The sequence below is a fragment of the Microbulbifer mixtoriginis (SeqCode) genome (assembly GCF_052466715.1).
The window spans coordinates 784,838-799,532 of sequence record NZ_CP174288.1 but is presented as its reverse complement, the minus strand read 5'-3'; the positions used below and the strand labels follow the sequence as shown (position 1 = coordinate 799,532).

Sequence of the window (14,695 nt, the reverse complement as noted above, 5' to 3'; positions counted from 1 at the left end):
ACAATGCCAAAGGCCTTCAGTGGGACAACATTGTGATGGGGCAACACCGCCACTCTCTGCTGATCGCCGCCAGTATGAACTTTGCTTTCGGCCTAATCCTCGGTCTGATTACCGGAGATATTGTCGCCATGTTTTTGCTGGCAGGTGTTTTGCGCATGGTAATCAATCACCATGCCGCCTTCGCTCTCAATTCAATGGGGCACCACTGGGGCAAAAGAAAATTCAGGGCGATATTGCGGCCCGGGACAACTCTGTTATCCATGCTTTTGCTTTTGGCGAGGGCTATCACAACTCCCATCACGCCTTTCCCGCGAAAGGGTCTCAGCTGGCTGGGCAGCACTTGGCAGTATGGATGACGGTAAAAAGCCCACTGCGCCTCCTCACAATAATTATCTATATTCTCTGTGTAGCGTCGTATTGGTAACTGGAAATTATCCCCAGAAATACACCGCCAAATAACATCATAGAAAAACTGCGCCACTAACTATACGGGGCTTCCCGAGGCCGTTTCACAAACAGGCTCGAATTATGAATACTGCTTCACCAACATCCACAACTAAGCGCAAATGCTTTTGGGTTCCCACAATGCTGTTTGCCAGTACAGGTTTCCTGGCCCTGACCGCCGTGCCCATCTACGGGCTGATGGTTGGATATCACTGGTACCAGTGGCTCGCCTTCGCTCTATTAGCCGCCTTGTGCAGTCTCTCGGTAACAGCAGGCAATCACCGGCTCTGGTCCCACAGAAGCTATAAAGCCCACTGGTCTCTACGCCTGTTCTTTGCCTTGTTCAGCGCGGCTGCCCTACAAAACTCCACCCTGACCTGGAGCGCTGCGCACCGCTTGCACCACCGCCATATTGACGACAATGATCGCGACCCCTACTCAGCAATGCGCGGCTTCTGGTTTTCTCATATCGACTGGATGATGCACGAATATCCAAGCAGCCACTTGGATTATAAAAATGTCGGGGACCTGAAGCGGGACAAGATCGTGATGTGGCAACACAATCACTATATCCCCATCACCCTCAGTATGAACCTGGGTATTCCTCTAGTGCTTGGGCTTTTCACCGGCGATGTGATCGGTATGCTATTGCTCGCAGGAATACTCCGTATCGTAGTCAACCACCACACAACTTTTTTGGTCAACTCCCTGGCGCACATGTGGGGCAAACGCCCCTACAAAAACGATATCAGTGCGCGAGATAATATCTTCCTGAACTTGTTGGTTTTCGGTGAGGGATACCACAACTACCACCACGCCTTTCCTGCGGATTATCGCAATGGCGTTGGCTGGTTTGCGTACGACCCGACTAAATGGATGATCAAGCTGTTCAGCTGGGTCGGTATTACCAACGACCTAAAAACCCCCTCAGCGGTGCAAATACAGAAAGCCAAACTGTCGGTGCAGTTCAGCCAGGCGGAGGAGAAGCTCGGAGGCAGCGCACACCGGGAGGACTGGTTAAAACTATTGGAGAACGAGGCCATACAATTCGCCAGGGCCCTGGAAAACTGGAAAAACCTGCAGTTACAGCGCGCCCAGTGCCGCGGGGATAAAATCGCGGAGAAGTGGCGTTCGCTGGCAATTCAAAACAAGGTTAAGGAGTTAGAGTTCGGCTTGAAAATGCAGAGCCGGCGTCTGAGTAAACTGATAAAGCAGTGCCAGACGGACTCAGCCACATCCTCCTAACAGTGCTGCGAAAATACTGGAAAGTGGCAATAGGCAACTGCCTTCGAGTGGGTTAAAGGGTTTTTTCCGCAGCGAATTCACGCATGGAATACGCCACCCGCTCGTCCACCCCTTTCTCGAGCATCTCTTCATCCAGCCCCTCGATAAAACGCAGGCGCTGGCGCAGACCCACACCGTTAGCTACCTGAATTGCGAGACCGGGACGAGCATTGGCTTCGAGTAATAGCGGGCCGCGCTCGCGATCCAAAACGATATCGCAACCCAGATAGCCGAGACCGGTCATTTCATAACAGCTCGCCGCCAGACGCACCAGATCGAACCAACCCGGAACCTTCAGCTCACCGAAAGACATCTTGGTATCCGGGTGGTGCTGGATGCGTAAGCCGCGCTGTACAGCGTGGCAGCTCTTGCCGGTGGCCAGGTCGATACCCACTCCTACAGCGCCTTGGTGCAGATTGGCTTTACCATCGGAGCTATGGGTAGAACAGCGCAGCATTGCCATCACCGGAAAACCGCGAAACACAATCACGCGAATATCCGGTACTCCCTCGAAAGAGTAATCCTGAAACACCGGGTCGAAATCCACCAGAGCCTCCACCATTACCCGGTCAGGCTTGCCGCCGAGACTGTAGAGGCCACTGTGGATATTGTTAACGTGACGCAGAATATCCAGGGCTTCAACTTCAGAGCCGGAAATCTTCTTGTACTTATCCCCATCGCGCCCGGCAATGACCAGGATACCTTTGCCCCCCGAACCGCGTGCGGGCTTGATTACAAACTTCCACAGGGGATCGATCACTTCCATCACGCGCTTGCGGCTGGCCGGAGTTTCAAAGGCCGCGATCAATTCCGGCACTGGTATGCCTGCGCGCTTGGCCGCTCGCTTAGTGTTCAGCTTGTCGTCGACAATTGGGAATTTTTCCCGATCGTTGTAGCGCGCAATGTAATTGATATTACGTGCATTCATCCCGAGTATGCCCATCTCATTCAGGGCCATCGGCGAAACCATACCACCGCGAACCTTGTTGATGATGTGCTTGAATGAAAATTGAAGCATCGCAACCCCCTACTTGATCAGAGGCCGAAAACGCATCAGCTCGCTGAGGCGATAACCGGTGTAGTTACCCACAACCAGGATAAAGGCCAGCAGCACCAGCAGCAGCTCGGGGAAATTAAAGGTCCAGTGTTCCACATAGCGGTTAGTCATCACCCACCAGGCCAAAACAGCCACCAGCAGGCTGCCGCCGGCCTGTACAATTACCTCGTAGGGGCCATCTTCCTCCCAAACGATGGACATGCGCTCAATAGTCCAGGCCAAAATAATCATCGGGAAGAAGGTCACCGTCAGTGCCTGCTCAATTCCGAGCTTATAACTGACCACACTGATCACCCCCATAATGAGAACCACCGTGACTACCACGGCGGCGATCCTCGACACAAGGAGCAAATTGAGCCGACTCAAGTAGAAACGCACCCACAATCCGAGCACCAGGATCAATACAAAAATTGATAGCCCTGTGAGCAGCTGAGTTTCAATAAAGGCTATTGCCAGGAGTACCGGCATAAAGGTACCGGAAGTGCGCAAGCCGACAAAGATGCGCAGCAGCACCACCACCAGGGCACCTACCGGCACTAGTAAAATCAATTTAAAGATGCTCTGTTGCTCAATGGGCAGGCTGTAGATGGAGAAATCCACCAGCGCCTCTCTTTCGCCCTTTGTGCTGCGCATGGAGACATCCCGTGCAGGCACGTCATTGGAAATGACCGAGAAAGTCACCTGCGAATTGCGGCCACCCTCCAGGTCCAGCAGACTCTTGCCACCGCGCTGCCAGATAAAGAAGTTTTCTGGAATTCCGGGCAAGCCGCTGCTTGGCTCGAAAACAATCCAGCGCTGACCATCGTAAACTTCGAGCAGATCCTCTGGAGCAAGGCGGCGACGGTCGTCCTCAAGGTAGAGGCCGCGGATGCGATGCGCGGGAATATCGGCGGTGGCCAGCATCAGCAGAACGACATCCACCAGGGATTTATCGGTGTAGTGACGGAAGACCAGGTTGCGATCCTGGTTACCATCGTCGTTCAGCTCAAACAGCAATTGAGTGGTGAAAGATTCCACGTCGGAGGAGCGCTCGCGGGCCTGCTTAACTAACGAATCAATCGCCAGGCGCACAGCTTCTTGCTCCCGTGCACCGAGGAAAGGTTTCTGTACCTGGGTGCTGAGATTCAAAGGCTGTTCGAGCGCCGCACCGGGAGTCTGGTACACATCCAAGCGATAGAACAGGGACTGGGGTCCCTCGGCGGAGCGGCGCGTCCAAACTGCCCGATACTCATCATTTTCCCGGGCGATAAAAAAGCCAAAACCGGAGGAACTGAAAGTCTCGCCGAGGATTTCCATATTGCGTTGCTCACGGGGCAAAGTCAGCGCAGCTTTTACCGGGCCGCCCTCCGCATCAAAACCCACTTTGGCCTCAATGGTCCAGACAGTACGGTATTCACCCGGCAGCAGTGGAAAACCTAATTCGAAATGTTTGTAAGCGGTGAGACCCGCCCCGATCAATGCGAGCAATGCCGCAATAACATAAACTTGAACGCGCGGCGACATTCGCCCTTCCCCGTAACTCTAGGGTTCCAAAAGGAACCTAATCTTAATAAGCGGCCTATTTATTCCCGAACACCCGAGGCTGCCCTTGGATATTGCGCCGGCTCACATCGACAACCGCGGCATCTTTGAGGAAATTGCGTCCCAGCACCATCACAATATCGTTGCGGCCCTCATCCGTCAGACTGACCTCAACCATATGAGTAACCTCACCCACAGTGAGATTCATCTCCACTACCGGGCGACGCTGGCTAGGGAAACCAATACGGTTCGCACGGATATGGCGTTTGATGGGCAGTTCGATGGTAGAAGTTTCGGCCTTACCATCCACTTCCGGCAGTGCCAGCTGAATTCTGATCCAGTCCTCACCATCGCGCTCAAAGCGTGTCAGTGTCTGGGCGCGCAAGGTGGTTGTCGGCGCACCGGTATCCACCACAGACTCAACAACCAGACCGGAGGGCTCGATAGAGATTTTCTCCACGGCTCCTAGTACCAGTTTGTCCTTGGCGACGGGCACTTCGACTACTTTTTCAAGGGTTCGTTCGATGACTTTTTCAACGACCCTGACCTCTGGTTCTGCGCAGATCACCTCCACAGGCTCTGGGCACTGGAGTATTTCGCCCTGAGATTGGCCCGATTGTGCAGTAGCGGGTTCTGCCCCTTGCTGGCTCTGTGCGGGGTACATCAGCGACTGACAGCCCAGCAATAACTGGACCGCGACCAATAACCACAGAAGGGAAAATTTCTGCATCCTAACGATTACCTCTAGCCCCATTAGCATTCCAATCCGACCGCACTGTCTTCGCAGCGTTCACGGTAGCAAGCGCAGAAATTCCTCCCAACGCAAGCAAAAGGCCGATATTAGCCTATGAAAGAGCTTGGTGAACAGGGATGTTCCTAGAGTCGAGCGATGCAAGCGCCACAATGTGACACGCGCCAGATCTTGAGAATTTGACGGCCAACCGTGAATCGTTATAGCTAACAAAGTAGATGAAAGCGAGGTGGGGCGCCCAGTGGACGCCAGAGAGGAGGACTCAGCCGCGCTGCAGGCGCTCGTCGATGCCCTTGAGAATCTTGATCAGAGGCTCACCGCCTCCCCTTTCTTTGAAGAACTCTTCCGCGATTGGCGCTATGCCACACTGTTGCGGTAGCGGCATCTGCCCCTCAATTAGCTGGCGCATACGCGGCAAAAAGATGAATTGCAGCCACTGCGGCAGAGTCAGGGTATCTACACAGAAAGGTTCCCTGCTGGCTAAGGCTTCCGCTGTTGGGGACTCCTCCTGCCACAGGGCCATGCGGCGCAACTCGGCTTCGAGCTGTAACAATTGATCGGCGACTTCAGAGTAAATAGCTTGCATAGATCCAATCCCTAAACCGCCCTGCCGGGCAGCTTGTAATCCCAGTGCCCCTGGCAGGAATTCCAAACCTGTAGACGAAAATGGGGCACACCAAAGAGTAAGAGGTTATTCGATATGGCGGTTAAAAGGCGGCAGTGAATTGAGAATCGCCTGGCCGTAGCGACGACTCACTACACGGCGATCCAGCAGGGTGACTGTTCCACTATCCCCTTCCGCACGCAACAAACGACCGCAGGCCTGTACCAGTTTCAGGGCTGCATCCGGCACGGTGATCTGCATAAATGGATTGCCACCCTTGGCCTCAATCCATTCTGCCAAGGCCGCCTCAATTGGGTCATCGGGCACCGCGAAAGGCAACTTGGCAATCACCACATGCCTGCAGTAATCCCCAGGCAAATCCAGGCCCTCGGCAAAACTGGCAAGACCAAACAACACACTGCTGCCACCACCATCGACGATTTCACGGTGTGAGTCGAGTAAATGCTGACGGGACTGCTGCCCCTGCATCAGGATGCGGTTGCGCCAGGTACCGGGCAGTGCCTCGTAGACCGTCTCCATCTGGCGGCGAGAGGAGAAGAGTACTAGGGAGCCACCAGAGTCCTTGAGCAACTCCGGTAGAGCATCAATCACCGCATCGGTGTGCTGGTCCGCCTTACCTGCATCCACGGCACAAGCGGGAACCTGCAGGGTGGCTCGGGAAAAATCAAAGGGACTGGGGACCACTTGGTAGCTGGCATTTTCCGGGGTACCGGCACGCATGCGCAGGCGGTCAAACTTGCCCAGTGCGGTGAGGGTCGCTGAAGTAAGCACCGCACCATAGCAGCGCCGCCAAAGGCTGTAATCCAAGGTCTTTCCGGCCAGAATGGGCGAGCTGCACACTTCGAAATCGGTCGACCCCCCCCAATCCACCAGAGTAATCCAGCGCGCCTGAGGCAAGGCGCCATCGGCATCTGCGCGGGCATAGTTGGCCCAGAGCAACAAATTGGCCTCGGCACGCCCATACCAGCTGCCTAGCTGCGGGTACCAACGCTCCAGATCTACAATAGGCACCGGAGAGTGAGCGTCCTCAAGCATACGCTGGGCCGTTTGCAACATTTTGCCGAACAGCCCCTCCAGCTCGTCAAAATCCTCGCGCAGCTTTTCCGCCAGCTGCATCATGGAATCCGGCACCACTCCACCCTCGAAGCGGTGTCGGGTGGTATTACCCCGCTCATCCTCAAATTCGCACAATTCCTCAATCAGCGGCCACATCTGCTCCAAGCCCTGTTTGGCAGAGGTGAGCACCGCCGGTAGCTGCTCACCAGAGCGATCCAGTTCGGCACCATCGCCGATCTCTCCCAACATCTGGCCAAGGGCCTTGTTGGCTTGGTCGAGCCAACCGGTGGAGGCGCCGACACGGCTGTGATGGGAGAAGTGATTGAGGGCCTTGTCCGGCAGGTGATGGGCCTCGTCGAGCACGTAAATCGTCTCTTCTGGGGGAGGCAATATGGCACCGCCGCCCAGGGCCAGGTCCGCCAGTAACAAATCGTGATTGGCAACAATCACTTGGGTCTTGCCCAAGCTCTCGCGCGCGCGAAAGAAACTGCAATTGGTGACATGGGGGCAGCGACGGCCGCTGCACTGACGGTGATCTGTAGTGATCCGACTCCAGTCATCGGCCTCGATAGTTTCCGGCCAGTTGTCGCGGTCACCATCCCAACGGCCAGAGGTCAGACTGTCAGTCATCTTCTGGTAGAGGGCAACACTGTCCTCTCCCACCTGGGGCAGCTCGTCTTCATAGAGTCCCAGAGAGAGGCCGGTACCGCTGGCGGAAAAACTGGAGAGTAGTTGATCTAATTTTGACAGGCACAGGTAGCGACCGCGCCCCTTAGCCAGGGTGAACTCAAAGTTGAGGCCACTGTGACGCGCCACTTCGGGCAGGTCCTTGTGGATAATCTGTTCCTGCAAAGCAACTGTGGCGGTGGAAATCACCAGGGTTTTGTCCTGGGCCTGGGCCAGGGGAATGGCGGCAAGTAAATAGGAGACCGTTTTACCGGTACCGGTACCGGCTTCCACCACACAGATATGCTCGCCATCTGTCTTACTGTTGTCGCGCTCGCCACTGGCACTTTGCACAATCGAGCCCAGCGTACGGGCAATGGCTGCTACCATCAGTTTTTGCCCATAACGGGCCTTGAGGCCACGGCTGGACAGGAATTGGCTGTAGGCAGCCTGGATGGCAGTTTTGTGTTTATCGTTGAGCACGGGGGAGAGTCTATTCGCTAGTGGGTGGCGCAGGGGGCGTTATTATCCACTAAGCGCCCCCTCCTCACCAGCACCGCAGAGGCTGAGTGCCCCTCTTACACTGATTCCAAAAAAGTTATTCAAATGCGAGGCGTGAAACTACCGGATTGGCATAGGCCTGGATCGCCTTTTCCCGCCAACGCTCATCGACCTTGGCCATGCGCGCTTCAAACTTCTCACGGGTCTCCAAGTGTTCACTGGCATCCCAGGGCTTGTGCGGGTAACCCACCGGCAATCCGGACACCTCGCCGTAGATCATTTCGTAGGCGATCAGATTCGTGGGATGCAGGGTGTAATTGCCGACAATCTGGCGATCAATCTCTTCAGCGACGCTGTTAACGTCATTGAAATCCGCCTCGATCGGTGTACCAAATGCGGTGTGCACCCGCCCTTTGAAGCCGATCACACCCTTGCCGATGGAGGCCAGATCCTCGTTCTTGGCCTTCTTGTACTCGTCCTTGTGTTCGGTGATGTAGAGTTCCTTGGCTTTCTGGGCATCGCAGGGGTCCCACTCGTAGGAGATGGACAGCGGCACTATGTGCAACTTGCGCCAGAAATCCGCAAAGGGCATATCCCGATCTTTCGTCATGGCGAACATGGCCGCCAAGGCCGGATTAGTACGATCCATACCATCCTTCGCACGCCCGGAGCGCTGCGCGATCCACACATGCTCATTGTCATTCACGATGGAATGGTAGATGTAGTTAGACAGCATTGTCGCCGACTGCAGCTTTTCCCTGCGGGTGCCAGAACTGCGCTTAACCGTAAAGCACTTGTTGAGCTTCATAATATCGCCGGCAAACTGCTTGCCCAGCAGGTTATCGCCGATGGCGATTCGGGAGGTCTCATGCCCCTCCTTGTACATGGACACGATGGCAAAAGCCGGGTCCATGGCGATATCCCGGTGATTGCTTACAAAGAGACAGGCGCGCTCCCGCGGCAGGGTATCTAGCCCGGAAATCGTCAGCCCGGAGGTGGTGCGGCTCACCACCTTGTCGATGTATTTTTCTACAATCGCCTGTACACCACGTACATCGTTCACTTTGCGGAATTCAAAACGCAGGAACTGGCGTACCAGCCAGGCCAGGGGGCCTTCCAGGCGCGCCAGTTTGGGGATCAGGAAATGCGCTACAGCGTGGGACATTTCCGGATCGGCGATCAGCCTGTCCAATACAGCACGCACCTCATCGTCGCGATAAGGGCGCATATCCTCAAATTGAGCGGGGTCTAACTCACTTGCTCTCATGACATCACTACCTGCCGGACCGACTATCTACCCGTGGCCCGGGCTCATTTTATTGTACGGCCACAGGGTAGCCGGGATAAGAAATCGGCGCAGAACATACCGGAAGCCTCGCCGAACTGCTAGCACCTCACCCGACCAGATTGATGACCAAGGCGATGAAATAACCGTTAGACGGGTCAGTCAGCAAAAAGGTCCTCCTGTCCCAATTGCTATTCAAAGTAGACTTCGCCGTCCCAAGCCGGGAGAATAGGAAGGTCAACCGCCGCCGACGGCAAAAACAACGATAACGAATACGGCACAAGCCACGCAGTCAAGCAGGAGTCCACCTTGTCTCAAGCCACCCCCACCAATGAACCGCGCACGCCCAGCCTGCTGGATGCGTTGATCCCCTTGGGGATCCTGGTCGCTCTCTTATCGCTGTCAGTGTACTTCTATGGCGCCGACTCCTCTTACGGCCCCAACCAAATTGCACTGCTGTTGTGCGCCTGTGTAGTTGCGCTGATGGGCATGAAAAATGGCCACAGCTGGAGTGATATGGAAGGCGGCATGCTGCACGGCATCGGCCTGGTATTCGGCGCGATTCTGATACTACTGGCGGTGGGCGCTTTGATCGGCAGTTGGATATTAGCCGGTACCGTGCCGTCGATGATTTATTACGGGGTACAGATACTCTCGCCCCAATGGTTCTACGCCGCCAGTTGTATTATCTGTGCCGTAGTGGGTCTTAGCATCGGCTCCAGCTGGACCACCGCCGGCACACTGGGTGTGGCTCTGATGGGGATTGCCGGTGCTCTTGGCTTGTCCCCGGAAATCACTGCGGGTGCGGTAATTTCCGGCGCCTACTTTGGCGATAAGATGTCGCCGCTATCTGACACGACTAACGTGGCTGCGGCGGTAACATCGAATGATCTGTTCCAGCACATTCGCCATATGATGTCGACCGCGATTCCAGCCTTCGTTATCGCCTTGGTGGTGTTCGCGTATCTCGGCCTCACTTCTGAAGCCAGCACTGCCTCCGCCTCAGATATCGAGTCTTTACTTACCGCCCTGAAGAGCGAATTCAAAATCTCCCTGATCAGCCTGCTGCCTCTGATCTTGCTACTCGCTATGGCCTGGCGCAAAGTCCCCGCCTTCCCCACGTTGATCGTCGGCTCCCTGGTGGGCTGTGCCATCGCATTGATTTTCGAACCGGAGACTGCCCGCCGTCTGGGGGGAGATGAAGGTGCCCTGGCCGCGCTCAAAGGCGCCTGGTACAGCCTGTTCGATGGCTATAAATCCACCTCTACGAATGAGAATGTCGCCGCACTCCTCTCGAAAGGCGGTATGAGCAGCATGCTAAATACCGTGTGGCTGATCACCTCCGCCATGGCCTTCGGTGGCGCCATGGAGCGCGCCGGCTTCCTACAAGTGATTGTCAACTGGACTCTGTCGCGTATTAAAACCGTGGGCGGCTTGGTGACCTCCACCGTATTCACCTGTTTCGGCATGAACGCCGCCGCTGGCGACCAGTACATGGCAATTATTATTCCGGGCCGTATGTTCAGAGAAGCCTTTGAAGAGAAGGGCCTGCATGGGCTAAACCTGTCCCGTACACTGGAGGACTCCGGCACCATCACCTCCGTACTGATCCCCTGGAATACCTGTGGGGCCTATATGACGGCTACCCTTGGCATTTATACCTTCTCTTACCTACCCTATGCCCTGTTTAACATCATCTGCCCGCTGCTAGCGATCGCCTACGGCTGGTTGCACTTTAAGCAGATGCCGATCTCAGTTGCGGCCACAGCACCCTCCGATAAAAAAGAAGGAAATCTACAAAGCTGTCATGAGTGAAAGCGGTACCCTGAGCGCCCTGATAGAAGAGGCGGACTTTAAATTACGCTGGTTCGATCTGGGCCGGCGTCTTCAATCTGTACCAAAGTCTACAGCCGAGGCTTTCGAGGCGGGCCAAAAGGCCTGGCCTCACCCCTATTTGCGCCAGGCCTGGAGTGGTCTCTTGCTGCAACCCGTTGAGGGTGGTGAACCGGCGGTTTGGTTCCTGCGTTTTCCCCTCGATGAGCAGGGCAAGCTACAGCTACAGGCCCGCGATGGCTTGCTGCGCGCCCTGGCCCAAGAGCTGAAGCAGGCGCCCGCTTCCGAATCCGCAGCGCAGCTGGACCAATTACTGCAACAAAGCGGTCTACTTTATACCCCTTCCAACGAGCGCCAAGCTGCATTTCACGCGCACACCCAACGGCTTCTGAAGCGTACACCTAGCGCGCACTATGCAGCAGTACTCGACTATTTTCACAACCCCCAGAAGTCCCGCTGGGATAACCTGGCCCTACAGGGCATTGCCGATCTATCAGCCCGCTGGGACTCCCAGAAAGAGCTTCTGTTAAATCAGTTGCCCCATATTGCTGCGCCAGTTTTTGTCAATCTGTGCCACTGTCTGGAAAATGAAGCGGTCGATCACCAGTTGGTAGAAGTCATCGCCACTCGGGCACGTGACTCGTTACAAAATGACACTCCAGATTTCACCCTGATTGCCGCTGCAGTGCGTGGTATCTCTCATTCGCCGGCGCAAGGGTTGCGCAGCACTTTACTGCAAGAAGTTTTAAAGCATCTGACACAAAAATCATCGAGTAGCACTCAGAGCATCAACGCTAAGTCTATAGAGCTTTTCGCTGCCATCGGCAGCCGCTGCCCCCAAGACCTAGAAAATCCACAATTAGCCAAACTCTGGCTCAATGCACTGGCAGATAGCAATAACCAGGATACCTTTAACTTATTGCTCTCTGACTTGATGTTTCTGCCCAAGGTGCGCACTTCTCTACTGAGTACATTACGGGACCCCGAACGGAATGAAACCCTAGCTCAGGCCTTCGGTCATTTCCTTCATGGACCCAAACCCATTCACTAGGGTCTTCAATCTGGCAATGATGTAGCAAAATTTCAGCCTACCTCATTGCCATGTTTCATTGCTTATCTTTACACATTTCACCTATAAGTGAATTTCGCCATCTTCATAAGAAAAGTACTCATCCGCGCAACGAATAAAAGACTGCCATTTTTAAATTCGCCAACTTCTATTCCAGCAATAGTTCACCTAAAATCCCGCTAAAGAAAACTGCAACAAAAAACATTAAAAAATAAATTCCAACGCCTTCTGCCGTCACAAAAAACAATACACTTAGCAGCGCCTCAGAAAGAAAACGCTATTTTTACAGCCTAAAACCCCACAAATTGGCGCAAACTTCTCCCTGACTTTGCACCTGACAGCTATTTTTTTCCTGCGCCTATTACACTCAATTAGGCGGCTTCTTTGTAAAACACATTTTACAAAGCTGACCAACAGGTGACGTTTTATTGGCTATGCTAATGGCTAACATCAACGGAAAGGAGTTAGGGGATGAATTTCACTCCAGCCAAGTACTTAATCGGTATTATCAGTGCACTGGTTCTAGCAGGTTGCTGTAGCCCTCCGGCACCGCCAGCTTACTGCCCACCAGGTGCTGAACAAATTCCAGTTTCCATGGCCTGCCCTGCAGATGCTGACTGCTGGATGGCTTCTGACAGAGTACGCTGCATGAAAGTGGTGAAGTAAAATCTTTTCAAGCAGAACAGCGTGGTGATTCATACTAAATGAGGTTTTGACTAAATTTACACTGACAGACACACAAGTAACAAAGCATTATTTAGTATGGATCACCACCAAATGCCGCTTTAACGAGCGGCATTTGTTTTTTCTCTCCCCCATTCTTAGCGAAGACTCTTTTCTTGTAATAGACTGTACCGTCTCTGATACTGGTCCCACGAAAGTAATAAGTTAGGATTGCCAGCCCTTCGACACCAAGCGCCGTTCAGCTTGGGAAGACCGAAAAAAATTACTCAAAAGAGAGTTTATTAACGACCACCATGACAAGTGAAACTCTGGCCCTGAGCCGTGCCTCTGCAATCAGACAACTCCAATTTCATTTCAAACAACAAAAGTGGTCTTTACGCGAACTTTTCGCCACCGATCCCCAGCGCACAACCAGTTTTAGCTGTGAAGCCTCTGGTATCTATCTGGACTTCAGTAAAAATCACCTGCGGCAGGACACTCTGCAACTGTTACTCGACTATGCCGAAGATCAGGATTTGGGCAGCCAGATTGCCGCCCTGCTTGACGGTGCCAATGTCAATAATACCGAACATCGACCAGCCCTACACACCGCCCTTCGCTTTCAGGGAGCGGCAAAAACCGAACACGAACGCGCCGTGGCCGACTGCCGCGTTCAGATGCAGCGATTTGCCGATGGCATCCATCAACAAAAATGGCTCGGATTCAGCGGCAAAGCTATTCGCCATATCGTCAATATCGGCATCGGTGGCTCCGATCTCGGTCCGCGTATGGTGGTTGAGGCTCTCGGCTCATGGCACAAGGAAAGTACTCGAGTACATTTCGTAGCAAATATTGATGGTGCCGACCTCAGTAATACCCTCAAAGGTCTCAACCCCGAAGAGACTCTCTTTATCATTGCCTCTAAATCTTTTTCCACTCTGGAAACCCGAGAGAATGCTCTGAGTGCACGTCGATGGGTATTAGCGGCGGGTGCCACTGAAAAACAATTATCCCAACACTTTGTTGCCGTAAGCAGCAATATTGTGGCCGCACAAGACTTTGGTATTGCCCCAGAAAATATTTTCCCTATGTGGGACTGGGTAGGTGGCCGCTACTCACTGTGGTCGGCCATTGGTCTGCCGATCATCCTGGCCTGCGGCTACAACGTTTATGAGCAACTATTGGCCGGTGCCCATAGCATGGACACCCATTTTGCCAGTGCCCCTCTGAAGGAAAACCTGCCGGTATTGCTGGCTCTTATTCAGTTCTGGTATCGCCAGTGCTGGGGTGCCTGCAGCCAAGTGATTCTGCCCTATGCTCAGCGTCTATCCAAATTTCCCGCCTGGATGCAGCAATTGGATATGGAGAGCCTGGGTAAAAGCGTGGATAAAGAGGGCAAGCCTCTGGAGTATCCCAGCGGCAGTGTGATCTGGGGCAGCGAGGGGACCAATGGACAGCACTCCTTCCATCAACTATTGCACCAGGGCACCGACCTGATTCCAGCGGATTTTATCGCCATCAAGCAACCGACCTCTGAGCTAAGCGAGCAACACCGCTGGTTACTGGCTTGCTGTATCAGCCAGAGCCAGGCTCTACTACGCGGCAAATCCCTACACGAAGCCCGCCAGGAACTGGAGGATGCCGGCTATACCCACCGCGAAGCCCATGCGCTGGCACCACATAAAGCCATTCCCGGTAATCGCCCAAGTAATACTTTGATACTGGAAAAGTTAGACCCGCATCACCTGGGAGCTCTGTTAGCGCTTTACGAGCACAAGGTATTCACTAGCGGTTGCCTTATGGGAATTAACCCATTTGACCAATGGGGGGTAGAGCTAGGCAAACAGTTAAGTGCGCAGATTTATAATGCCGCAGATGGAAATGTTCCCGAGGATTGGGATAGTTCAACTCACTCTCTGATGGAAAAGCTCTTGTAAGAC

The 14,695-nt window shown here is 54.0% G+C and carries 12 protein-coding genes; 6 read left to right on the top strand and 6 right to left on the bottom strand.

The window, feature by feature from the left end:
- Nucleotides 1–32 precede the first annotated feature (32 nt).
- Both ACJJH9_RS03520 and ACJJH9_RS03515 read left to right on the top strand, forming a co-directional pair.
- Entirely contained in the window at nucleotides 33–356 is a 324-nt protein-coding gene (locus tag ACJJH9_RS03520; protein ID WP_444924334.1) for a hypothetical protein, read from the top strand.
- Between the two features lie 229 nt (nucleotides 357–585).
- Nucleotides 586–1,689, top strand: a complete 1,104-nt coding sequence (locus ACJJH9_RS03515) for an acyl-CoA desaturase (RefSeq protein ID WP_444924333.1) — start codon at nucleotides 586–588, stop codon at nucleotides 1,687–1,689.
- Nucleotides 1,690–1,741: 52 nt separating this feature from the next.
- Here ACJJH9_RS03515 and ACJJH9_RS03510 read toward each other — a convergent pair whose 3' ends face one another.
- From ACJJH9_RS03510 to ACJJH9_RS03485, 6 genes are all read right to left on the bottom strand, one after another.
- The gene (locus tag ACJJH9_RS03510; protein WP_444924332.1) at nucleotides 1,742–2,746 is read right to left on the bottom strand and encodes an alpha-L-glutamate ligase-like protein; all 1,005 of its coding nucleotides are present in this window, start codon (nucleotides 2,744–2,746) and stop codon (nucleotides 1,742–1,744) included.
- Between the two features lie 9 nt (nucleotides 2,747–2,755).
- Nucleotides 2,756–4,288 (bottom strand): inactive transglutaminase family protein, encoded by a 1,533-nt coding sequence (locus ACJJH9_RS03505; RefSeq protein ID WP_444924331.1) that lies wholly within the window; start codon nucleotides 4,286–4,288, stop codon nucleotides 2,756–2,758.
- A gap of 55 nt (nucleotides 4,289–4,343) precedes the next feature.
- On the bottom strand, nucleotides 4,344–5,036 hold the full coding sequence (locus ACJJH9_RS03500; protein ID WP_252084798.1) for an ATP-dependent zinc protease family protein: 693 nt from the start codon (nucleotides 5,034–5,036) through the stop codon (nucleotides 4,344–4,346).
- A gap of 283 nt (nucleotides 5,037–5,319) precedes the next feature.
- Complete coding sequence (locus ACJJH9_RS03495) at nucleotides 5,320–5,643, bottom strand: YqcC family protein (RefSeq protein WP_444924330.1); 324 nt, start codon at nucleotides 5,641–5,643, stop codon at nucleotides 5,320–5,322.
- A 105-nt stretch (nucleotides 5,644–5,748) separates the two neighbouring features.
- Nucleotides 5,749–7,887, bottom strand: coding sequence for an ATP-dependent DNA helicase DinG (gene dinG / locus ACJJH9_RS03490; protein ID WP_444924329.1), 2,139 nt, complete (start codon nucleotides 7,885–7,887; stop codon nucleotides 5,749–5,751).
- 115 nt (nucleotides 7,888–8,002) lie between these two features.
- On the bottom strand, nucleotides 8,003–9,172 hold the full coding sequence (locus ACJJH9_RS03485) for a 1-acyl-sn-glycerol-3-phosphate acyltransferase (RefSeq protein ID WP_444924328.1): 1,170 nt from the start codon (nucleotides 9,170–9,172) through the stop codon (nucleotides 8,003–8,005).
- A 327-nt stretch (nucleotides 9,173–9,499) separates the two neighbouring features.
- On the opposite strand from ACJJH9_RS03485, the gene nhaC reads away from it, so the two are divergent.
- The 4 genes from nhaC (at nucleotide 9,500) to pgi (ending at nucleotide 14,692) form a co-directional block, all read left to right on the top strand.
- On the top strand, nucleotides 9,500–11,005 hold the full coding sequence (gene nhaC / locus ACJJH9_RS03480) for a Na+/H+ antiporter NhaC (RefSeq protein ID WP_444885882.1): 1,506 nt from the start codon (nucleotides 9,500–9,502) through the stop codon (nucleotides 11,003–11,005).
- Nucleotides 10,998–12,074 (top strand): DUF3549 family protein, encoded by a 1,077-nt coding sequence (locus ACJJH9_RS03475; protein WP_444924327.1) that lies wholly within the window; start codon nucleotides 10,998–11,000, stop codon nucleotides 12,072–12,074. Before nhaC ends, ACJJH9_RS03475 begins: the two co-directional genes overlap by 8 nt.
- A gap of 489 nt (nucleotides 12,075–12,563) precedes the next feature.
- On the top strand, nucleotides 12,564–12,758 hold the full coding sequence (locus ACJJH9_RS03470; protein WP_252084792.1) for a hypothetical protein: 195 nt from the start codon (nucleotides 12,564–12,566) through the stop codon (nucleotides 12,756–12,758).
- 311 nt (nucleotides 12,759–13,069) lie between these two features.
- Nucleotides 13,070–14,692: a glucose-6-phosphate isomerase gene (gene pgi, locus ACJJH9_RS03465; protein ID WP_444924326.1), complete on the top strand. Its 1,623-nt coding sequence runs from the start codon at nucleotides 13,070–13,072 to the stop codon at nucleotides 14,690–14,692.
- Nucleotides 14,693–14,695 lie beyond the last annotated feature (3 nt).